21 protein-coding genes, 1 riboswitch and 1 other annotated feature are annotated in these 21,335 nt (G+C 34.8%); of the genes, 16 read left to right on the forward strand and 5 right to left on the reverse strand.

All coding sequences use genetic code 11. The features are described from left to right. Positions 1–8 precede the first annotated feature (8 nt). From BR43_RS14375 to BR43_RS14405, 7 genes are all read left to right on the forward strand, one after another. A complete protein-coding gene (locus tag BR43_RS14375; protein WP_034563126.1) occupies positions 9–2,045 on the forward strand; it encodes an oxidoreductase in 2,037 nt (678 codons plus the stop codon). Positions 2,046–2,174: 129 nt separating this feature from the next. Continuing rightward, a complete protein-coding gene (locus BR43_RS14380; protein WP_034563128.1) occupies positions 2,175–3,044 on the forward strand; it encodes a shikimate dehydrogenase in 870 nt (289 codons plus the stop codon). A gap of 103 nt (positions 3,045–3,147) precedes the next feature. Further along, positions 3,148–4,341, forward strand: coding sequence for an MFS transporter (locus BR43_RS14385; protein ID WP_034563130.1), 1,194 nt, complete (start codon positions 3,148–3,150; stop codon positions 4,339–4,341). Positions 4,342–4,394: 53 nt separating this feature from the next. After that, positions 4,395–5,156, forward strand: a complete 762-nt coding sequence (gene aroD, locus BR43_RS14390) for a type I 3-dehydroquinate dehydratase (RefSeq protein WP_034563132.1) — start codon at positions 4,395–4,397, stop codon at positions 5,154–5,156. A 48-nt stretch (positions 5,157–5,204) separates the two neighbouring features. Next, the gene (locus BR43_RS14395; RefSeq protein ID WP_034563134.1) at positions 5,205–6,440 is read left to right on the forward strand and encodes an MFS transporter; all 1,236 of its coding nucleotides are present in this window, start codon (positions 5,205–5,207) and stop codon (positions 6,438–6,440) included. A gap of 620 nt (positions 6,441–7,060) precedes the next feature. Continuing rightward, complete coding sequence (mgsA, locus tag BR43_RS14400) at positions 7,061–7,483, forward strand: methylglyoxal synthase (protein WP_034563137.1); 423 nt, start codon at positions 7,061–7,063, stop codon at positions 7,481–7,483. An 85-nt stretch (positions 7,484–7,568) separates the two neighbouring features. Then, the gene (locus BR43_RS14405) at positions 7,569–8,168 is read left to right on the forward strand and encodes a class I SAM-dependent methyltransferase (protein WP_034563139.1); all 600 of its coding nucleotides are present in this window, start codon (positions 7,569–7,571) and stop codon (positions 8,166–8,168) included. Between the two features lie 45 nt (positions 8,169–8,213). Here the strand turns inward: BR43_RS14405 and BR43_RS14410 are convergent, their stop codons facing one another. Genes BR43_RS14410 through BR43_RS14420 form a run of 3 tightly spaced genes read right to left on the reverse strand, consistent with a single transcriptional unit; the run spans position 8,214 to position 10,875 of the window. Continuing rightward, on the reverse strand, positions 8,214–9,056 hold the full coding sequence (locus BR43_RS14410) for a MetQ/NlpA family ABC transporter substrate-binding protein (RefSeq protein WP_034563140.1): 843 nt from the start codon (positions 9,054–9,056) through the stop codon (positions 8,214–8,216). 52 nt (positions 9,057–9,108) lie between these two features. Further along, on the reverse strand, positions 9,109–9,786 hold the full coding sequence (locus BR43_RS14415) for a methionine ABC transporter permease (RefSeq protein WP_084679949.1): 678 nt from the start codon (positions 9,784–9,786) through the stop codon (positions 9,109–9,111). A 12-nt stretch (positions 9,787–9,798) separates the two neighbouring features. Further along, a complete protein-coding gene (locus BR43_RS14420) occupies positions 9,799–10,875 on the reverse strand; it encodes a methionine ABC transporter ATP-binding protein (RefSeq protein ID WP_034563142.1) in 1,077 nt (358 codons plus the stop codon). 235 nt (positions 10,876–11,110) lie between these two features. After that, positions 11,111–11,384 (reverse strand) — a binding site (T-box leader). 183 nt (positions 11,385–11,567) lie between these two features. Then, positions 11,568–11,673: riboswitch (THF riboswitch) on the forward strand. A gap of 42 nt (positions 11,674–11,715) precedes the next feature. On the opposite strand from BR43_RS14420, the gene BR43_RS14425 reads away from it, so the two are divergent. The 8 genes from BR43_RS14425 (at position 11,716) to BR43_RS14460 (ending at position 18,682) form a co-directional block, all read left to right on the forward strand. Then, on the forward strand, positions 11,716–12,234 hold the full coding sequence (locus BR43_RS14425) for a folate family ECF transporter S component (protein WP_034563144.1): 519 nt from the start codon (positions 11,716–11,718) through the stop codon (positions 12,232–12,234). Positions 12,235–12,411: 177 nt separating this feature from the next. Then, entirely contained in the window at positions 12,412–13,365 is a 954-nt protein-coding gene (locus tag BR43_RS14430) for a glycosylasparaginase (protein WP_034563147.1), read from the forward strand. Positions 13,366–13,383: 18 nt separating this feature from the next. Further along, complete coding sequence (locus BR43_RS14435) at positions 13,384–14,106, forward strand: GntR family transcriptional regulator, LSA1692 subfamily (protein ID WP_034563149.1); 723 nt, start codon at positions 13,384–13,386, stop codon at positions 14,104–14,106. A gap of 75 nt (positions 14,107–14,181) precedes the next feature. Further along, on the forward strand, positions 14,182–14,517 hold the full coding sequence (locus BR43_RS14440) for a PTS sugar transporter subunit IIB (RefSeq protein ID WP_034563151.1): 336 nt from the start codon (positions 14,182–14,184) through the stop codon (positions 14,515–14,517). A gap of 55 nt (positions 14,518–14,572) precedes the next feature. After that, complete coding sequence (gene celB / locus BR43_RS14445) at positions 14,573–15,931, forward strand: PTS cellobiose transporter subunit IIC (protein WP_034563153.1); 1,359 nt, start codon at positions 14,573–14,575, stop codon at positions 15,929–15,931. 15 nt (positions 15,932–15,946) lie between these two features. Then, complete coding sequence (locus tag BR43_RS14450; protein ID WP_034563155.1) at positions 15,947–16,465, forward strand: GrdB-related putative oxidoreductase; 519 nt, start codon at positions 15,947–15,949, stop codon at positions 16,463–16,465. 24 nt (positions 16,466–16,489) lie between these two features. Next, the gene (locus tag BR43_RS14455) at positions 16,490–17,809 is read left to right on the forward strand and encodes a Sapep family Mn(2+)-dependent dipeptidase (protein WP_034563157.1); all 1,320 of its coding nucleotides are present in this window, start codon (positions 16,490–16,492) and stop codon (positions 17,807–17,809) included. A gap of 141 nt (positions 17,810–17,950) precedes the next feature. After that, positions 17,951–18,682 carry a TraX family protein gene (locus BR43_RS14460; protein WP_034563159.1) on the forward strand — a complete coding sequence of 244 codons (732 nt, stop codon included), beginning with the start codon at positions 17,951–17,953 and terminating at the stop codon, positions 18,680–18,682. A gap of 58 nt (positions 18,683–18,740) precedes the next feature. Here BR43_RS14460 and BR43_RS14465 read toward each other — a convergent pair whose 3' ends face one another. Next, positions 18,741–19,790 (reverse strand): YdcF family protein, encoded by a 1,050-nt coding sequence (locus BR43_RS14465; RefSeq protein WP_034563161.1) that lies wholly within the window; start codon positions 19,788–19,790, stop codon positions 18,741–18,743. A gap of 158 nt (positions 19,791–19,948) precedes the next feature. Between BR43_RS14465 and BR43_RS14470 the strand changes: the two genes are divergently transcribed. Further along, entirely contained in the window at positions 19,949–20,395 is a 447-nt protein-coding gene (locus tag BR43_RS14470; RefSeq protein WP_034563164.1) for an NUDIX hydrolase, read from the forward strand. A 164-nt stretch (positions 20,396–20,559) separates the two neighbouring features. Here the strand turns inward: BR43_RS14470 and BR43_RS14475 are convergent, their stop codons facing one another. After that, positions 20,560–20,997, reverse strand: coding sequence for an organic hydroperoxide resistance protein (locus BR43_RS14475; protein WP_034563166.1), 438 nt, complete (start codon positions 20,995–20,997; stop codon positions 20,560–20,562). Positions 20,998–21,335: the final 338 nt, after the last annotated feature.

Genomic DNA, 21,335 nt, shown 5'->3' on the forward strand with positions numbered 1-21,335 from the left:
GAAATACAATGGAAAAATATGCTGCAATTTTTGAACCCTTAACAATTAAACGGATGACCTTAAAAAATCGTGTGATGATGCCCCCAATGGGAACTAATTTTGCGAATATGGATGGCTCATTTAACAACGATCATATTAAATATTATGAGCAACGTGCAAAAGGTGGAACGGGATTGATTACCTTAGAAAATGCGTGTATTGATTTTCCGATGGGAACCAATGGAACGACGCAGTTGCGAATTGATAATGACCAATATTTACCAGGTTTATGGCGCTTTAATGAAGTTATGCATGCATATGGAGCTTGTACATCCGTTCAAATCAATCATGCTGGTGCTTCAGCGTATGGCTTACGCTTAGAAGGAAATCAACCAGTATCTTCATCAACTATTCCATCTAAAACAGGGAATACAGTACCACGATCATTGGATAAAGAAGAAATTATGGAAATTGTCAAAAAATATGGTGATGCAGCGGGGCGTGCACAACGAGCTGGCTTTGATTGTGTGGAGATTCATGCAGGGCACTCTTATCTTGTTAGTCAATTTTTATCACCATTATATAACAAACGAACAGATGAATTTGGTGGATCGCCAGCTAACCGAGCACGTTTTGCTAAACTAATAGTTGACGAAGTTCGCCGTGTAGTTGGTCCCATGTATCCCATTTCAATGCGTGTCAGTGCTGATGAATTTTTAGAAGGCGGCAATAATCTGGAAGATACATTGGAATTAATGACTTATTTTGCTGATGAAGTGGATATTTTAAATGTTTCAGCAGCTTTGAACGACAGCATTCAGTATCAAATCGATCAAATGAATTTAGCTGATGGTTGGCGCTCATACATGGCGAAAGCTGTGAAAGAGAAATTTGGTAAAGTAACGATTACTTCTGGGAACATTCGCAGTCCGCAAATTGCTAATGATATTTTAACTCGTGGTGATGCTGATTTACTAGCGATGGGACGCGGCTTGATTGCAGAGCCTAATTGGGTCAACAAAGTAGCTACAGGTCAAGAAAATTTATTACGTAAATGTATTTCATGTAATATCGGTTGTGCCGATCATCGAATTGCAAAATCTCGTCCATTGCGTTGTACGGTAAATCCTGATGTGATTCATGAAGATGATTATAAATTAAACCAAGTGAAAAATAAATTAAGCATGGTCGTTATTGGTGGTGGAACAACTGCTTTAGAAGCGGCAACAACTGCAGCTGAAGTTGGTGTTCAAGTTACTTTATTTGAAGAAAAAAGTTATCTAGGTGGATTGGCTCATGAGATTGCGCGCTTGCCTGATAAAAAGCGGATTGATGATTATGTTATCTATCTAGAAGAACGTGCAAAACAGTTACCAAACTTAACTGTTCATTTAAATACTCGTGCCGATTTACGAACTATTGAAATGTTAGCACCAGATATTATTGTTAATGCCACGGGTGCAAAACCGTTATTGCCACCAATTGCTGGCTTACAAAAACAATTAGAAAATCCAAATCGTAAAGTCTTCTCGATTTTTGATTTGTTAAACAATATGGATCAGTTCCAAGAATTTGAAGGCAAGCGCATCGCCGTTATCGGTGGTGGAGCTGTTGGATTAGATGTTGTTGAGTACTATGCAGAACGTGGAGCAGCAGAAGTATCTATTATTGAGATGCAAGAAAAACTTGGAAAAGACTTAGATATGATTACTCGTATTTCAATGATGGATATGATGAAACGTCACGGCGTTCATGAATTAACCGAAACAGCTTTAACTGAAGTTTGTGAAGATCACTTTAAAGTGAAACGTGACGGTGAAGAAGTTGAGATTCCATTTGATCTGGGCTTTGTCTGCTTAGGAATGCGTGCAGAGAGTCCTATGATGGAAGCCTTAACCGAATATGGCAAAGTAACAGATACGGCGATTGTGAACCTAGGCGATAGTAAAGTTGCTCGTCGGATTTATGAAGGTAGCCGAGAAGCTCGTGATATTGTAACAACAATTCATCAAGTTGATCGTACAAAGCCTCTAAGTCAATTAAAAATGTTTTCTAATGCTTATTAAAATGCTATCTACTAGTTTTACTAGTTGAGATAAATTTTTTCTAGGGGGATACACAACCACCTTATCTCTCCCTCTAGAAAATAATTAAATAAAAAATAACTAAACATACATTAAAAGGAGTCGAAAAAAATGACAGAACGTTTATCAGGACATACCGAACTTATTGGATTAATGGCAACACCGATTCGTCATAGCCTTTCACCAACAATGCACAATGAAGCTTTTGCAAAGTTAGGTTTAGATTATGCTTACTTGGCTTTTGAAGTCGGCAATGAGCAATTAGAAGATGGGATTAAAGCAATTCGTGCATTAGGCATGCGTGGCTCAAATATCTCAATGCCAAATAAACAAGTCGTATTAAATTATTTAGATAAACTATCACCAGCAGCAGAAATGGTTGGAGCAGTAAATACAATCGTCAACGATGATGGTGTGTTAACTGGACATATTACTGATGGAACAGGTTATATGAGTGGACTAAAACAAGCGAATGTAGATATTATTGGCAAAAAAATGACGATTTGTGGTGCTGGTGGCGCAGCAACGGCTATTTGTATTCAAGCAGCTATTGATGGTGTAAAAGAGTTAGCTATTTTTAATCGCCAAGATGAATTCTTTAAAAATGCAGAACGTACGGTAGCGATGATTAATGAAAAAACAGATTGTCAGGCAACTTTATATGATTTAGCTGACCAAGATAGCTTACGCTTGGAAATTGCTAGTAGCGCTATTTTTACCAATGCTACAGGAGTTGGTATGAAACCATTACAAGATCAAAGTTTAATTACAGATCCAACAATGTTACGTTCTGATTTGGTTGTTGCAGATGTGGTCTACGTACCAAGTGAAACGAAGCTCTTAACGTTAGCTAAAGAGCAAGGTTGTCAAACAGTTAATGGATTAGGTATGATGTTGTGGCAAGGTGCGGCAGCTTTTGAACTATGGACAGGTAAAGAAATGCCTGTTGAGTATATTCGTGAATTGTTATTTAAAAATTAATTAGCCAAAAATCAGAGAGCTAAAAAATCAGCTCTCTGAATGATTGAGTTAATTTATTGAGTAGAGTTGTGAAGTAATGAACAAATAAAAGGAGTGTTTAATGATGAAAAACAAGTATATGCCCACGGCAATTAGTTTATACATAAACTATTTTGTCCATGGGATGGGTGTTATTATTTTAGCCCAAAATATGGATGCATTAGGTCAACAATGGGGAACAGATAGTGCGGGAGTCGCAATTGTTATTTCTTCTTTAGGAATTGGTCGTCTGTTAGTTTTATTAGTTTCAGGAGCCTTGTCAGATAAATTCGGTCGCAGACCCTTTGTTTATCTAGGAATGGCAACGTATGTCTTATTCTTTGCTGGAATTTTATTTAGTCCAAGTATCGGAATTGCTTATATTTTTGGTATTTTAGCCGGAATTGCCAATTCTTTCTTAGATTCAGGAACCTATCCAGCTTTAATGGAATCTTTTCCAGAGTCGCCTGGTACAGCAAATGTTATTATTAAAGCCTTTATCTCTGCCGGTCAATTTGCCTTACCTTTAATGGTTGGTTTCATTGTTTCGACAGGTATGTGGTATGGTTGGACCTTTGTTTTAGCAATCGTAATTTTCTTAGTAAATGGCATTTATTTATTTAACAAACCTTTCCCAGATCAAAAAGCAGCTGATTCTGAAACAGCTGAAGTGACAGTTAAGAAGCCGATGGGCAAAGTTAAATTTGCAGTTGAAGGTGTTTGCTTTATTTTATACGGATACATCTCACAAGCGACTTTCTATCTAGTTAGTCAATGGTTAAGTAAGTATGGTTCTGAAATTGCTGGAATGGGTGATACGGGTTCCCGTGCCTTAATTAGTTATTATAGTATTGGTTCATTAGCTTGTGTGTTCTTAACATCTGCTTTAGTGAAAAAACAATTTAAACCAATTCAATTTTTAGTAATCTATACGTTTGTTTCTTTTGCATCGTTACTAGTGTTATGGATGTTCCCAACACCACTGGTTTGTATAGTATCAGCCTTTGTGATTGGTTTCTCCGCAGCAGGTGGTGTTATGCAATTAGGTTTAACTGTCATGGCAGAGATGTTCCCAGCAGGAAAAGGAACCGTTACTGGGATTTTCTACACAGCAGGAAGTATTGCGTCATTCACAATTCCATTGATTACAGGACAGCTTTCTAAAACCAATATTGCTGACATTATTTTATTAGATGTTGGGATTGCTTTTGTTGGATTTGTGCTAGCGATTATTATTTACTTGCGTTATAATAAGGTGTTTACGAAAGCGAAAGCTTAAATTCATTGAATTTTACTAGATAAATTGTTGAAATGAACAGGAGGAAAATTTAAATGAAAACTGTAATGGTTAAAAATGTAGTGATTGGTGAAGGCGCTCCTAAAATTATTGTACCGATGGTTGGGAAAACGTTTAGTGAGCTTTGTGAAGAAGCTAAACAATTAAACCAGATTGATTTGGATTTAGTTGAATGGCGTGTTGATTTTTTTGAAGATGTAGAAGACTTGGTCAAGGTACAAGCTGTAGCTAAGGAAATTCGTCAAATTTTAAATGAAAAACCAATTTTATTTACCTTCCGTACGAAAAAAGAAGGCGGCGAACATGAAGTTTCAGCTGAGTATTACTTTACTTTAAATCAAACGATGATGGCCAGTGGCTTAGTCGATTTAACAGATATTGAATTATTTATGGGCGATGAAGAAGTACTAGCTGCTGTTAATTATGCACACCAACATCATGTAAAAGTAGTGATGTGTAACCATGATTTTGATCAGACACCTGCTAAAGATGAGATTATTGCTCGATTACAAAAAATGCAACATTTAAACGCAGATATTTGTAAGATTGCCGTGATGCCTCAATCAGCTAAGGATGTGATTACGCTATTAGATGCCACTACAACAATGAGTGAAGAATATGCGGATCGTCCGATTGTGACGATGTCAATGGGCGGATTGGGTGTTGTCAGTCGAGTAGCAGGCGAAATATTTGGTTCGGCCATGACTTTTGGCGCTGCTAAAAAAGCTTCTGCTCCTGGACAAGTTCCAGTAGCGGAATTACGTTCGGTATTGGATTTAATGCACAAAAGCAAATAAGAAAATGAACAAACTAGTATAAAAGAATGACGAGAGGACGAATGAGATATGCGTAAGAATTCCTATTTTTCAACTGTATTGGCTCTGTATATCAACTATATTTTACAGGGGATGGCGGCGATTATTTTAGCCCAAAATATGGTGCCGTTAATGGCGCAACTAAATACGAATGCAGCGGGTATCTCATGGGTCATCTCGGCAATTGGAATCGGTCGGATTTTAATCTTGTATTTTGCTGGACGGATGTCCGATCAGTACGGTCGAAAGTTAATTGTTTGGCTAGGTATGTTGAGTTATGTGATTTTCTTTGGTGGTTTGTTGATTAGTCAGAATGTTTGGATGGCCATCTTTTTCACATTGTTTGCAGGATTCGCTAATGCGTTATTAGATACAGGAACCTATCCAGCCTTATTAGAGGCATATCCTAATTCTAATGGGTTCATGAGTGTTTTAAATAAAGCTTTTATTTCACTAGGTCAGTTATTTTTACCTATTTTAGTCGGTTTTCTAGTTGCTAATAATCTTTATTACGGCTATAGCTTTATCTTGTGTTTAGTTGCAATTATTGCTAATTTACTCTTTATGTGGAAAAGACGTTTCCCCAAGATGGTACAGACGGATTCAGTAGCAGAAGAAGTTGCTACAACCCCCACGCCGTCAAAATTTAAACAAAAACCAAAATTCTGGATTGAAGGAATTGCTTTAACTCTATTTGGTTTTACTTCAGTTTCAACTTTTAATATTATTGTTTTGTGGTTGCCACGGTATGCAGAGAATCTAGCACAGATGTCAAAACCAAGTTCATTGATGTTAATTAGTTTGTATAGTATTGGGTCGTTAATCTCTGTTTTTGCAACAGCATTCGCAGTAAAAAAATGGATACAGCCCATTCAGATGATTGTTTTCTGTTCCTTAGCTTCATTATTAGTCTTAGTGTTGATGGTTTTCTTCCCAACGCCTCTAGGCTGTAGTATTGCTGCTTTTGGAATTGGAATTTTTTCTTCCGGGGGTATTTGGCAATTAGCTTTATCGATTTTATTAGAATTCTTCCCTAAAAACAAAGGGCGAATGACCAGTTATTATACTTTAATGACTTCGTTTTCTGTTATGTTAATTCCTTTAATTACTGGATACTTAAGTGAATATAATGTTCTGTATGTAATGTTGTTTAATTGTGGGGTTACATTGATAGGTGTCTTCATTTCATTACTTGTAGCCATTCGTTATCATAAATTAGTGGAACCTAATGAAAAAAATAGAACTTTAGCAAATGTTATTGAGTAAAAGTAATAGACTGATCTCTTAATTTTAGAGGTCAGTTTTTTTGTTATTTAAAAATGAAATCGCAAATTTAAAATCGAATGTTAGTGTTAAGGAATGATCGTTAGAATGAATTAAGTTTTAGGAAGTTTATTAGAGTTTATTTTTAATTGGTAGTGAGAGTAATCAATATGGAAAGCTAGTAGTTTAATTTTTAATGAGTTGGATAAAAAGAATGAAGTATAGGGAGAAAGTGATGATTTTAGAATTGGTTAGAAAAAATATAAGCTATTTTTATATCTAGAATCATTTCAAATTATATAACAACATTAAAAATAAAAAAAATAGCTACCTCATAGAGGTAGCTAGGGGGAGTGACTCTTTTCAATAGGGGGGAGAAAAGAGTATAAAAATAAAAAAGATTTAGTTTGGACTACATAGAGTATCTTACCATCTTAACATAACAAAATAATGACAAGACTATAACCTTTTTGAATCAATTTGGTGAAAGTTTAATGAAAGTGTTTTCGTTGTTTTTATTCTTATTTTAATTATACGTTTTTAGAAAAATCAGTGATACTACAATCAATAGAAAACAGTATGGTATGATAGAGGAAACGATTGTTTAAAAGGGAGATAGTTATATGAATATTGCTTTGATTGCTCACGATCGAAAAAAAGAATTAATGATTGAATTAACGATTGCTTATCAAGAAATTCTAAAAAAACATACTTTATACGCTACTGGTACAACTGGAAAGCGTATTATTGAAGCAACAGGTTTGGATGTTCATCGATTTAAATCAGGTCCATTAGGAGGCGATCAACAAATTGGTGCGTTAATTTCGGAAGATAAAATGGATATGGTACTTTTTTTACGTGATCCATTAGCGGCCCAACCTCATGAACCAGATGTGACGGCCTTAATTCGTTTAAGTGATGTTTATGAAATTCCTCTAGCGACAAATATAGGCACAGCTGAAATCTTATTACGTGGTTTAGACTCTGGTTTCGCTGACTGGAGAGAAATAAAAAATCAAAATACTGGAGAAATTTTAGATATTTAATGAGGGTGAAAATCCATTTAAGTGCAAAAAACATTGAAATAAGCAGAATTAGGTTATAATAAATTATTAACATGGAGGTGTTTGTTTGGCAAATAAGGATATATTTGATAAAATGGCTAATTCATATGATTCTGAAGATCGTTTAGAAGTCGGTTCTCATATTATTCGTGAAGCGCAAAAGCATGTAGCACAACTGGAAACAAAAAATACATTGATTGACTTTGGTTGTGGTACTGGTGAAATTGGTCTAAATTTTATTCAAGATTTTAATCAAGTCTTATTTTTGGATGTCTCAGAAAATATGTTAAACGTTGTGGAAGAAAAGCTAGCGGCAGCAGTGATTAAAAATGGAAAAACAATGCTAATTGATGAAATAAGCAATTTTAGAGTAGAAGCGGACTGCATTATTGTATCGCAAGTCTTGCTGCACATTCCAGATACAGAAGCTGTTTTAACCAGTTTGTTTCATATGTTAAAGACAGAAGGTTCATTATTAATTGTAGATTTCGACAAAAATGAATTGGTTCAATCTGCATTAGTTCATAATGGCTTTGATCAAAATAAACTAGCTGATCAACTGAAAAAGCTAGGATTTTCTAAAGTTCACTCCGAAATCTTTTTTGAAAGAGATCAATTATTTATGGGACAAGCGGCATCTTTATTTTTAATGGAAGCTGTTAAATGAAAATCAGCAAGTATGAGTTTAACTTTCTCATACTTGCTGATTTTATTATTTTTTATCTGTCCAAACAGGTACAGAAGAGCCTTTTGACGTTTCTTCAATCACTTTGATGGTTTCGGGTGATTGGTAAGCTTTTACAACTTTTTTGTAGGTTTCATTGTCTTTGTCTTTATTGTTTGCCACAATAATATTAATATATGGTTTTGACGTTTCATCAATAGGTTCTAGGAAGATCGCGTCTTTTGTTGGAACAAACCCTGCATCCACAGCCATACCACTATTGATTAATGAAATTGTTGTATCTTTTAAAGCACGGGCAGTTTGAGCAGCATCTAATTCTTTAATTTCTAAGTTTAATTTATTTTCAGTAATATCTTTAACTGTAGGCGTTTGTTTGGCAGCTGGATTAACTTTAATCAAACCGGCTGTTTGTAAAAGTAATAACGCACGTCCGCCATTGGTTACATCATTAGGAATTGCAACAATATCCTTATCTTTTAATTCTTTTACATCTTTAATTTTTTCAGAATAGATTCCAAGCGGCGCAATAACAGTTTCGCCAATCGAAACTAGATCGGTTCCGCTATCTTTGTTATAGGCATCTAGAAAAATTTGATGTTGGAAAGAGTTTAAATCAATTTCTCCTGAACTTAAAGCAGAGTTTGGTTGATTATAATCAGTGAATTTTACAATGTTTAACTCAATATTCTCTTTCTTCAAACGTTCTTTTACAGAATCCCAAACCTCCGTATTTTCACCAACAACTCCAAGTTTAACAACTGTGGGTTTCTTTGTATCGGCGGCCGTATTGCTACCACTACCACAAGCAGCTATAAATCCTACACTTAAAATTAAGACTAACGCTAAGATGATTTTTTTTACATTTTTCATTTTCTTATTCCCCTTTTAATTTAAGTTTGATAAAACACATATGAATGATCTATTAATGACTAGTTTTACGAATTAAATAATTGCCGATTGCTTGACTGATAAAGACTAAGATTAAAATAATGATTGTTGCGACTAAGGTTACATCATCTTGAAAACGATTATACCCACGAGAAATAGCTAAATTTCCTAATCCCCCAGCACCAATTGCACCAGCCATCGCAGTTAAACCAATTAAATTAATGATGGTTAAAGAAGAAGCACGAATAATTCCATTTAATCCTTCTTTTAAATAAACGCGGAAAATAATTTCTAGCGGGCTAGAACCCATCGATTGTGCAGCCTCAATTACACCAGGATCAACTTCAACCAATGCATTTTGAATTTGTCTAGCAAAGAAAGGAATAGTTCCGATTGATAATGGAACGATAGCAGCTGTAGTCCCAATGGATGTTCCAACAATTAAACGTGTAAAGGGAACAATGACAGCTAGCATGATAATAAAAGGAATCGAACGGAATAGGTTAATCACTTTATCTAAAATATTGTACAACGTACGATGTTCCAGAATGCCACCACGGTCAGTAGCAACTAATATGACCCCTAACACAATACCTAAAACTCCAGCAATTAGAGCGGTCACTCCAACCATGTAGAGTGTTTGAATCGTACTTTCGATAAATTCTTCTTTCAAAGGTGGTACATTTTTAAAATAAGTGTTAATAAACTCCATAATTTTCACTCCTTAGCTAATTTGGCTCTTTTTTTGTGGGTAGGGAATTATTTTTTCTTCATGTGGAATTAAATCTACTTTGACATCTTTAGCAGCAAGATAGGCTAACGCTTTTTCACGCTTAGCTGGTTCACCAGAAAGAATTACGATTAAATTCCCAATCGGTGTATTCTGCAAAATTTCAACATTTCCAAAAAGGATACTAGTAGAAATAGTAAATTGACTATATAAATGCGAAATCAGTGGTTCACAGGTACTTTCTCCAACGTAAGAAATTTTTGCCAGAACATCATTAGGTTTTAAATCAAGTAAAGTAGGATGGTTTAAAATCGTTTCTACTCCTTGATCGACATGTGTTGCTGTGTTGATAAAGTCTTTTGTAAGAGTTTTTTTAGGTTTAGTAAAGATCGAAACGAGACTACCTTCCTCAATAACTTTGCCGTTTTCCATGACTGCAACCTTATTACAGATTTCTTTCACAACTTGCATTTCATGGGTGATAATAACGATTGTCAACGCTAATTTTTTATTTAATTCTTTTAGCAATTCAAGAATCGATAAAGTCGTTTTTGGATCCAAGGCACTAGTTGCTTCATCACAAAGGAGAACTTCTGGATCATTTGCTAATGACCGAGCGATGGCTACCCGTTGCTTTTGCCCCCCAGATAATTGAGAAGGAAAGGCATTATGTTTATCAGATAAGCCAACTAAGTCCAATAAATCACTCACCTTTTTCTGGATTTCAGTTTTAGATAGGCTAGAATTTTTTAAAGGAAAGGCAACATTATCAGCAATTGTACGAGAATCCATCAGATTAAAGTGCTGAAAAATCATGCCAATTTTCTTACGAGCGGTACGAAGATCTTTTGGCTTAAGACTAGATAAGTTTTGCTTTACCACAGTCACAGTCCCTTTTGTGGGACGTTGTAATAAATTGATTGTACGGACGAGCGTACTTTTTCCAGCTCCGCTATAGCCAACAATACCAAATACATCGCCTTTTTCTACATGTAAATCGACTTGATCGACTGCTTTAACAAGTTGCCCCTTACTTTCAAAAGTTACTTCAATATCTTTTAGTGTAATCATTTAAGTTCCTCCCATTTCCCAATAAAGCTCAAAATTGTTTATCTATTTTCATGAACACGTATTGTTTGTGTGACTAACAGAAATTCGCATCAGTCTAAAAACAAGATTGTATTTACACCTTTTCTGTTAAATAGTATTTCTACAAGAATTCTAATAGAGTATTCCACACTCCTGACTGCCTTTCAAATTAGAAAAAATAAAAAACTCTCATCCTTTTATCAAATGAATCATTCGATAAAAGGACGAGAGCTATAATTTGCTTCGTGTTACCACCTTTGTTTATAAAACTATTGCTAGTTTTACCTTAACCAGTTCTTGAAAAACTTACTTTTCGTTAAACTGTGGCGCTTTATCGGGCGCACCCGTAACAATCTAAAGTATTAAAAATTAATACAATTCAACTGTTTCACTCCAAGACCATCTTCAGTTCTCTCTCCATTACCCGCTTCCACCAACGAGGGCTCTCTATAAATGTGTTAAAAACGTACTCTTCTCTTCAATGTGAATTTAATCATATTCTCATTTATTTGTAACTTAACACTTACTATACAGGGGAACTTAAATTTTGTCAATAAAAATTTAAAAATAAAATTACGAATCAAATAAACTCTTTTAGCTAGTAAAAACCTCTCTAAATATGCTATAGTATCCATTAGATGAATTGACTTGTTAAGAGTCAGTTCATCTAATAAATCAGAGTAGGGAATGAAGCGTTAAGTGCTGAAGGGATGGGATGTTGCCTTTTGGACGAAAAGCTATCTTTTGATAGGTTGCGGTTTTATTCTTGCATTCGCTGCATAATATTTTTATGTTGGAAGCTCTTAAGAGGAGATTTTCAAAATGAACAAGAAAAAGTTAGATGCACGAGCTATTGCTATTATTGGACTTTTAATGGCCTTAGAGATTATTTTAACGCGAGTTTTCTCGTTTGAAGTACCATTCTTTAGAATTGGTATAGGCTTTTTACCAGGAGTTATGATTGCTATGATGTATGGTCCGTGGATTGCAGGGATTACAGCATTAGCAACAGATATTATCGGTATGACCTTATTGCCTAAAGCGATGTTTTTCCCAGGATTTACATTGTCAGCTGTTTTAGGAGCAGTAATTTACGGCTTGGTTTTATACAAAAAGCCTAAGTCATTAGGACGGATTATTGTTGCAGTATTACTTGTTTCAGTAATAGTTAACCTTGGTTTAAACAGTCTATGGTTATCAATGATGTACGATAAAGCGTTTATTGCAATTTTTCCTGGTCGTGTCGTATCTAATTTAATAGGTACACCATTACGTGTAGCACTGATTTATCTTGTAGTTAAAAGTCGCGTGTTGGAACGATATTTGCAGCCAGTATTATAATAAATAATAAAGAAACAAACATCCAAAAAAGGCAACCTTATCAACTATAAGGTTGCCTTTTTTTCGTTTAAAATGAATTTGGTATATACAAACTAGTATATACTATTGTATAATGAATTTGGATTCTTTAAGAAAGCGTTTTAATATAAACTTGAATTTAAAAATGGAGGTAAAAAAATGACCTATGGAATGATTGCAACTTGGCGAATGGCCTATGATGGTGTGGCAGAAATGACTAAGGAGTTGCAAAAGGGAAAAGATGCAGGAGATGCTTTAGTAGAGGCAATTAAACAAGTTGAGGATTATCCTTTTTATAAGTCAGTAGGTTATGGTGGATTGCCGAATGAGCATTGTATTTTAGAAATGGATGCAGCGTATATGGATGGAAATACTTTCGATATTGGGGCTGTTGCAGGCATTCAAGATGTGAAAAATCCGATTGCTGTGGCTCAATCTTTGAGCCATGAACGGTTTAATTCATTTTTAGTAGGTTCCGGTGCAACCAAGTATGCCAAAAATGCTGGATTTGAGTGTCAAAATATGCTGACAGAACGCGCAAAACGCTTATGGGAGCTACGAATGGAAGAGATTCAAAAGCATAACCTAAGTCCTTACGATGGACATGATACGATTGGTGCAGTTTCCTTAGATATTCACAAAAAAATGGTAGCAGGAACATCCAGTAGTGGTTTATTCATGAAAAAAAGTGGGCGGGTTGGAGATTCCCCCCTATCTGGTTCAGGATTTTATGTTGATAGTGAGATAGGCGGAGCAACGGCAACAGGCTTAGGTGAAGACTTAATGAAAGGCTGCTTAAGTTACGAGATTGTCCGTTTGATGGGAACAGGGCTGCATCCACAACAAGCTGCGGATCAGGCTGTCTATCAATTTGCTGAAAAATTAACAAAACGTAAGGGGAAAGCTGGTGCTTTTTCATTAGTTTGTATGAATAAATCAGGTGAATGGGGTGTTGCTACAAACGTAGAATTTTCATTTGTTGTAGCAACAGAACATGAAGCAGCCGAGATTTATTTGGCATATCCTGCAGAAAATCAAACAACAAGAATTGAGATTGCCTCAAAAGAATGGTTGGCAGCCTATGAAACTCGAATAAAAAAACCACTTGATTAGATAAGAGGAGTGAAGCAATTGGAAAATAAACGATTAGGAATTTACTTGGAAGTTTCTGATCAAATTCGTTCACGAATTAGTGATGGAACCTATAGTTCAGCTCAAAAACTGCCTTCAGAATATGAGTTAGCCAAAGAATATGCTGTGAGTCGCTTAACTGTTCGCAAGGCGATTGATGAGTTAATTAAACAAGACATTTTGATTAAATATAAGGGCAAAGGCACCTATATTATGACGCAACAAAAAATTCAAAGTGGTCGTGGTGGGTTACAAGGATTTACCGAGGCAGCAAAAGCGTATGGCTTAAGCTCGGAAACTAAAGTAATTGAATTTAAAAAAATAAAAAACATTCCAGAAGAGGTTCAGAAAACATTAGAGCTTGAAACTGGGCAAGAAGTCTATCATATTAAGCGTCTAAGAATTGCCAATCAAGAACCCATGACTGTTGAAGATATGTATATTGCTAAAAAATATTTGCCCACCATTACAAAAAAAATGGCGGTAGAATCACTATTTCATTTAATTGAAAAAGAGATTGCGATTGCATATTCACATCAAGAAGTTGAAGCGATATTAGTAGATGAAGCAATGGGGCAATTATTGCAAATCGATGTAGGACAGCCAATGTTATTAGTTCATTCAGTTACTTTTTCAGTGACTGGAATTCCAATTTTATATGATACTTCCTATTATCGTGCTGATAAATATACCTTTAAAAATACACTTCATCGAATTAAGTAATCTTTAGTAAGTTTATGCATGGATTTAAATGTTAGTTAGATAAATAAAATTAGTTAAATTCGAGGAGGAAGAAAAATGAGTAAGAAAAAGATTTATTTATTTTGTGATGCAGGAATGTCAACGAGTATTATGGTGAATAAAATGCAGGCAGTCGCGGATCAACATCAAATGCCTTTAGAAATCTCAGCTTATCCAGTAGCTCGTGCCATTGAAGTAGTCACAGCAGAAAAGCCAATCTGTATTTTATTAGGTCCACAAGTTCGCTTTTTATTGCCAAAAATTACAGAACAATTTGAGCCATTAGGAATTCCTGTTGGTGGCATTGATCCTGAAATCTATGGCATGATGGATGGCGAAAAGGCTTTAAAATCAGCATTAAAATTAATTAAAAGCAAGAAACAATCATCTTAATTGATTGTTTTGCTAAGTCAGATTTATCTTTTGTCAAATTGAGAGGAGAGCAAAAATGAAAAAACTTTTAGATGGGATGGAACGGGTTTTAATGCCGTTAGCTAAAATAATTGGAGAGAATAAATATTTAATTGCAATTCGTGATGGTTTTTTAATTTCTACGCCAATGCTGATTATTGGTTCCTTGTTCTTATTAATTGCAAATTTTCCTTGGACAGGCTTTGGTGACTGGATGGCAAGTTTTCTAGGTGCAGACTGGGCAACAAAAATGTCTGTTCCAGCTTCAGCTAGTTTTGATGTGATGGCTATTTTAGCTGTTGTTGGAATTGGGTATAGTTTAGCGAAGCAGTTTGATATTGATGCAATTGCATCTGGTGTGTTATCGCTAGTCTTGTTTTTTATGGTGACCCCCTTCTTTACAAATTATACAATTGAAGGTACAAATGAGATTGTTAAAGTTACAAGTTTACCTTTAGAGTGGATGGGTTCAAAAGGACTTTTCTTAGGTATTATAGTTGCATTAGTCGGAACACGAATATTTGCAGCAGTCATTAAAAAAGGCTGGGTTATTAAAATGCCGCCAGGAGTTCCGCCAACTGTAGTAAAATCTTTTGAAGCATTAATTCCAGGATTTATTGTTATTTTTATTTTCTTTGTTATTAGTTGGCTGTTTACATTAACGTCATTTGGTAGCCTGCAATTATTTATTTTCAAATTCTTACAGACACCATTATTGAGTTTAGGTAATACTTTAGGAGCAATGATTATTGCGTATCTATTCTTACATTTCTTCTGGTTCTTTGGTATCAATGGTTCCAGTGTTGTAGGTGCGGTTTTTAATCCAGTTTTGAGAGCGTTATCAGTAGAGAATTTAGATGCGTTTAAAAGTGGCGCACCCATTCCAAATATTATTACAGGACAATTTCAAGATATGTTTGCTACATTTGGAGGTGCGGGTTCAACGTTATCTCTAATTGTTGTCATGGTTTTTGTTTGTAAGAGTCAGCGGATCAAAAAACTGTCTCAACTTTCCTTGATTCCAGGTGTTTTCGGGATTAATGAACCGATTATTTTTGGCTTACCTATTGTGTTAAATCCAATATTATTAGTACCATTTGCTCTTGTTCCAACGATTAATATTATTGTTGCTTACTTTGCTATGTCATGGGGATGGGTACCATTTACGAATGGAATTCAATTGCCTTGGACAATGCCGATTCTAATTTCAGGGTTCTTAGTGAGTGGTTGGCAAGGTGCTGTTTTACAGGGATTATTGTTTGTTTTAGGAATGTTTATCTACTATCCATTTATTAAAGTACTAGACGATCAATATTTGATTGATGAGCAAAAATTATTAGCAGAAGAGGAAGATGACGACATTTCCTTTGATGATTTTGATTTTGATGAATTATAAGAGGTGGAAACAGAAATGATAAAAGTGATACTTGTATTAAATCATGTTCAGGCTGGTTTTGGTAGTGATGAGAATGCTAGATTAGCCCCTGGTGGCAAGAAAAAAACTATTGGACCAGGAATGACATTGGAGCCTTTGATTAAAGAATTAGGCGGAGAAATTGTGGCGACACTTTATTGTGGTGACCAGTATTTTCTAGAAAATCAGTTAGACGTTCAAAAAAAATTCATTGGATTTGCTAAGAAATTCGGAGCAGATGTCGTTTTGTGTGGTCCTGCGATGCACTATCCGAATTTTGGTGAAATGTGTGGTGGTTTAGCTAATGCTTTTAATGAAGCGAATATTCCAGCAATTGCAGCAATGTCCATTGAGAATCCAGCAACTGAGAAATATAAATCCGTATGTCCAATTGTAAAAATGCCAAAAAAAGGTGGGATTGGGCTAAATGAATCCTTTAAACAAATGACTCAATTAGCCATAGCTAAAGGTCAAGGAGTAGATACAACTCAATTAGAAAAGGACTTATGCTTTTAAATAAAAGAACGAAGGTGTAAGAAAATGAAGAATTATCAACAAATTAGTGAGGCTGTTTCAGATCACCAGAAGACTTTTTTAGCTGGTTTAAAAAAAGTGATGCAAGTTGCAAGTGTGAAGGGAGAATCCTTGGTAGATGCGCCGTTTGGTGTAGAACCTAAAAGGGTCTTAGAAGTTGCTTTGGCTTTAGCAGAAGAATTAGGGTTTGAAACTAAATTGGTTAATAATGCGATGGGATATGTACAATATGGTCCAAATAATTCAGAGTATATTGGGATTGTGGGACATTTGGACGTGGTTGAAGCTGGTGACGGCTGGAGTTATCCACCATTTGACTTAACTTTGGATGAACGTACTGGCAAAATATATGGACGTGGCATTTTGGACAATAAAGGGCCAGCAATAAGTACGCTTTATGGCTTGTGGGTATTAAAGGAACTAAAAATTCCATTAACAAAAACAGTAAGGATTATTTTTGGAACAGATGAAGAAAGTGGTTCAGCAGATATTCCGTTGTATTTAGCCAAAGAGCAACCGCCTATCTATGGATTTACCCCAGATTGTAAATATCCAGCAGTTTATGGTGAACGTGGCATGGTGGCTTTAACAATTAAAACAACATTACCAGCCCGTGAATTAGAGCAAATTCAACAATTAAAAGGAAACTTCACAAGAAGTTCTGTGCCAGATAATCTAAAAGTACAACTGGCTAGTGGCGAATATAGGGTGGTTAAAGGAATTCGCGCTCCAAGTAATGCTCCTGATATGGGAGAAAACGTTATTACAAAATTTGCTACTTTAGCTAGCTCACAGTCACTAATCACTGGAAAATTAAAAGATTATTTCACTTGGTTAAGTAATTCTTTAGATGGAAAGCATGATGGTAGTGGACTAGGAATTGACTTCTCTGATGAGGCCTCAGGAAAATTAATGCTAACTCCGTATGATTTTGAGCTTAAATCAGAAGAAATCTGGTTAACGCTATCAATACGATACCCAATTTCAGTAACTGAAGCAGACATTTTAGCTGAGTTGAACCAGCATCTTCCTCTGAATAGCGTGATTGATGTTAGTAGAAGGATGCCTTCAACAAGCTTTCCAAAGGATCACCTAATGTTAAAGATAATGCAAGAGGTTTATGAGGCTTGTACTGGATTAGATGGAACGCCAGTTACTACTACTGGTGCCACATATGCTCGAACAATGCCGAATATTATTGCTTTTGGACCTTCATTTCCTGGACAAAAAGGCATAGCCCATAATAAAGATGAGTACATGGATTTGACAGACTTAATGAAAAATATGCAAATCTATGCGTTAACGATTGCTGAATTAGCAAAATAAAAAAACTGCTCACTACATTTTATTTTAGATGTAGTGAGCAGTTTTTTGCTGGACTAGAAGCAAATTAGACTTTAGTTGGATTCTAAAGGTTACAGCCTATGATATTCTTTTAAATAGATTGAAAGAAGGAGCGAGATAAAAATGAAGAAAAATTTAACAAGCTTTCCTTTGAAAATAATAGCGATTGTGGCAATGACGCTAAATCATATAGGACAGGCATTTCACTTAGGAGATTACTCAGAAGTGTTATTTTTTGGTACAGAGTTTATTGGGAAATTAACTTTTCCAATTATGGCGTATTTATTAGTAGAGGGAGCATATTATACACGTAGTAAATGGAAATATGCAGGTCGATTAGCTATCTTTTGGTTGCTTTCGATTTATCCTTTTCACTTAATACATGCTTTTAATAGTGCATTTGGTCCAATAGAATTCGTTAATAATATCTTTTTTACACTTTTAATGGGCTTAATTTTAATCATCTTTTACGAGAAGACTACTAATAAATGGATACATATAGGGTTAGTTGTCCTATTTTCGCTCTTAACGATTATGTCTGACTGGAATTTAATTGGAGTAATCATTATTTTTGGATTTTATCGAATTAAAAATCCAATAGTAAAGAAACTTATTCCTCCTATATATGCAACCGTATTTTTATTTTCATTAATGTTGCTAATATTTATGATTTCTCCATCTTCCGTTCCAGCGTATATCGTAGTATCAGCCTTAGGTATTTTAATGGTGATACCATTATTATTGAAATACAATGGTAAACGAGGGTATTCCCCAACATGGTTAAAATGGGGATTTTATGCCTACTATCCGTTACATTTGCTGGCAATTTTTATAGTGAAGATTTTGTTCTTTTAAAGTGAATAAAGTTAAACCTACGCCAATTTCTATTTTCTAGAAATTGGCGTAGGTTTAGTTATTGAAATTGAGGTAGCCAGTAAGTGTTAAGAATTTTTGCCACAATAAGTGTCACTGCAATGAGACTAACAACAAGTATATGGAATTTTTTATGCATGACGATACTTGCGATAAATTCACGAATCATTGCATTTGGCCAGTAATAAAAAGCTGTTTTTGCACCAATACCTTGAGCTGATAACCCAGCTTTTTTAGCGTAAATCCCAGCACGAAACAAATGGAAATTATTTGTTGAGAAAATTGCTCGATATCCAGTTGGACTTAATTTATCCATAATTTCTTTAGAAAATTGCATATTCTGGAGAGTGTTAACTGAGCGATCTTCTACAAGTGTATCTTCAAACGGAATACCCTTTTCTTCAACCGCATATTTTTGCATAGCTACAGATTCGGCTAAATGTTCATCATCGCCACGGCCGCCAGAAAAAATTATTTTTGGTGGTTCTTGTTTCGCTTTTTGCTTTTCATAAAAGGCAATAGCATGATTGATTCGGTTTGCCAATAGCTTAGGAACTTTGTAGCCATCAATTAAGCCACTACCTAAAACAATAATGTAATCTTTATTCAGCTTTGGACGATAAAAGAGATAAATAAGCGAAGCCGTTAAGAAATTAACAAAAATAAAAGCAAAATAAATTATGACTAAATCAATAAAATGAACTAAAATTTGCAAGATTGCAGGAAGCTGACTATTAATATTTGTAAACGAAAAGATTAAGGTAAATAAAATAGCAATACCAGCAAATAATGTTAGTAAATTAGCAAATCGCTTGCCTTCACGCTGTATCATTAAGCGAGCATTGAAGAAAGCAGCAATCATTAGAATGAATAAGCCAAACAATAAAATAAATATAAAAGCTAGCAAAAGAAAAGCCGTTAAGGTCATTAAAATTGGATTTTGGCTATCAAAGGCTAGATAGGCTATTGAAATACAGCTTGAGAATAAAACCAAATTAAACAAGAAACCATTAATAATTTTACGTCGATCATGCCAATAGGAACTAACAAAAATAACAACTATAGCTAAATTTAGCCAGTAAAAAAACATATACCTACCTCCTAATAAATACGTCTGTCTATTTTATTATAACAAAAAAAGAAGAGCATAAATAAGGAAATGAATGAATTTATAAGAAAAAATAATAAATTAGAGAAATAGTGTGAAAAATCTGATAAAATAGATAAAAAGTAGATAGGGGATTAGGTATGAACATAAAACGATTTGGAACTAAGGTTGAAGATCAAGACTACAAAGTACGCATTGGCGTTTATGCTCTTATTTTTAATCAAGATAAAACGCAACTATTAGTTGTATCACCACCAAATGGTTCTTATTTGTTGCCTGGGGGCGAAATGGAAGGTTTGGAAACACAGGCTGAAACCTTACATCGTGAAGTTATGGAAGAGCTGGGGTTTATTGTTGAGATTGGTATGTATTTAGGCGAAGCTGAAGATTATTACTACTCAACTTTTAGAAAACAATATTATCATAATCCAGGATATTTTTATATGATCGATAGTTGGAAAGAAGAATGTCCACCATTAGAGGATTTCAACCGTCTAGAATGGATGAATACCGAAGTAGCAATTGAGCGATTAAAACGCGGTAGTCATAAATGGGCGATTCAACATTATCTAGAATTAAATAACTAATTAACAAAAAGAAGCTGGGACATAGGTTTTAAAATAGAGAAAACTGTAAGAAATCCATTTTTACAAATGTTGATTTCTTACAGTTTTTTTATTTGTATTTAACAGATTTTTATCCGAAATAGTAGTTTTGCCCACTAACTTTGTTTACTATAAAGTGGATAAAGTTAGATTTCTTGATAAGCAACTGCTTTAACGGTTACGTCAATATTGCCATTAGTTGCTTTAGAATAAGGACAAACAGTATGAGCTTTATCCGCTAATTCTTGAACTTGGCTTAATTCTTTCCCTTCAATGGCTACATCTAATTCAACGCCGATTTTAAAACCATTGTCTGTTGGATCAGCTAGCAATTCAACCGTTGCCGTTACTTGGGATTTTCCAGCAACCTTTTGTTGTCCCATGACTAATTCTAAGGCTGAATTAAAGCAAGCACTATATCCTAGAGCAAATAATTGTTCAGGATTGCTTCCTTGTCCTTTTCCGCCCATTTCTTTAGGTGTAGATACATTGACTGAAAAAGAACCATCAGGTAATTGACTTTTCCCATTACGTCCACCAGTATTAATTGCTTGAGTGTGATATAAAACTTTAGATTCTGTCATATAAAAAATCTCCCTTCAACTTTTGTTAACGTATTCTACCTCTGTTATTCTAACGCATCTAGGAAAGATTTGGCTACTAATGTGCTTGTGAATTCTAAGGATATGCTTGAATGTAATTCATGTTGTTCTACTGAAAAGTAAGGTTTTCATTCGTGCGGAATGTAAATAGAAATTAAAAAAAGTATCCAAATGAAAGAGCTTTGTTGCTATCATTAACCAGATATTGAACGAACTTTATCTTTGTAATCGAGGATTGCTTTTAGCATTTGATAGCTTGGATTAAGAGGATAAATGGGCGATATTCGGTTGTTTATTGATTCAAAAGGCTGCGGAAGTGA

The organism is Carnobacterium gallinarum DSM 4847 (assembly GCF_000744375.1).
Lineage (GTDB): Bacteria > Bacillota > Bacilli > Lactobacillales > Carnobacteriaceae > Carnobacterium > Carnobacterium gallinarum.

Excerpts from the sequence above, each read along its gene's own strand:
- BR43_RS14415 (WP_084679949.1), bottom strand. The coding sequence starts at position 9,786 with ATGGAGTTTATTAACACTTATTTTAAAAATGTACCACCTTTGAAAGAA.
- BR43_RS14430 (WP_034563147.1), top strand. The coding sequence starts at position 12,412 with ATGACCTATGGAATGATTGCAACTTGGCGAATGGCCTATGATGGTGTG.
- BR43_RS14410 (WP_034563140.1), bottom strand. The coding sequence starts at position 9,056 with ATGAAAAATGTAAAAAAAATCATCTTAGCGTTAGTCTTAATTTTAAGT.
- BR43_RS14395 (WP_034563134.1), top strand. The coding sequence starts at position 5,205 with ATGCGTAAGAATTCCTATTTTTCAACTGTATTGGCTCTGTATATCAAC.
- BR43_RS14380 (WP_034563128.1), top strand. The coding sequence starts at position 2,175 with ATGACAGAACGTTTATCAGGACATACCGAACTTATTGGATTAATGGCA.
- BR43_RS14375 (WP_034563126.1), top strand. The coding sequence starts at position 9 with ATGGAAAAATATGCTGCAATTTTTGAACCCTTAACAATTAAACGGATG.
- BR43_RS14450 (WP_034563155.1), top strand. The coding sequence starts at position 15,947 with ATGATAAAAGTGATACTTGTATTAAATCATGTTCAGGCTGGTTTTGGT.
- BR43_RS14470 (WP_034563164.1), top strand. The coding sequence starts at position 19,949 with ATGAACATAAAACGATTTGGAACTAAGGTTGAAGATCAAGACTACAAA.
- BR43_RS14385 (WP_034563130.1), top strand. The coding sequence starts at position 3,148 with ATGAAAAACAAGTATATGCCCACGGCAATTAGTTTATACATAAACTAT.
- BR43_RS14440 (WP_034563151.1), top strand. The coding sequence starts at position 14,182 with ATGAGTAAGAAAAAGATTTATTTATTTTGTGATGCAGGAATGTCAACG.
- BR43_RS14420 (WP_034563142.1), bottom strand. The coding sequence starts at position 10,875 with ATGATTACACTAAAAGATATTGAAGTAACTTTTGAAAGTAAGGGGCAA.
- mgsA (WP_034563137.1), top strand. The coding sequence starts at position 7,061 with ATGAATATTGCTTTGATTGCTCACGATCGAAAAAAAGAATTAATGATT.
- celB (WP_034563153.1), top strand. The coding sequence starts at position 14,573 with ATGAAAAAACTTTTAGATGGGATGGAACGGGTTTTAATGCCGTTAGCT.
- BR43_RS14465 (WP_034563161.1), bottom strand. The coding sequence starts at position 19,790 with ATGTTTTTTTACTGGCTAAATTTAGCTATAGTTGTTATTTTTGTTAGT.
- BR43_RS14425 (WP_034563144.1), top strand. The coding sequence starts at position 11,716 with ATGAACAAGAAAAAGTTAGATGCACGAGCTATTGCTATTATTGGACTT.
- aroD (WP_034563132.1), top strand. The coding sequence starts at position 4,395 with ATGAAAACTGTAATGGTTAAAAATGTAGTGATTGGTGAAGGCGCTCCT.
- BR43_RS14460 (WP_034563159.1), top strand. The coding sequence starts at position 17,951 with ATGAAGAAAAATTTAACAAGCTTTCCTTTGAAAATAATAGCGATTGTG.
- BR43_RS14475 (WP_034563166.1), bottom strand. The coding sequence starts at position 20,997 with ATGACAGAATCTAAAGTTTTATATCACACTCAAGCAATTAATACTGGT.
- BR43_RS14455 (WP_034563157.1), top strand. The coding sequence starts at position 16,490 with ATGAAGAATTATCAACAAATTAGTGAGGCTGTTTCAGATCACCAGAAG.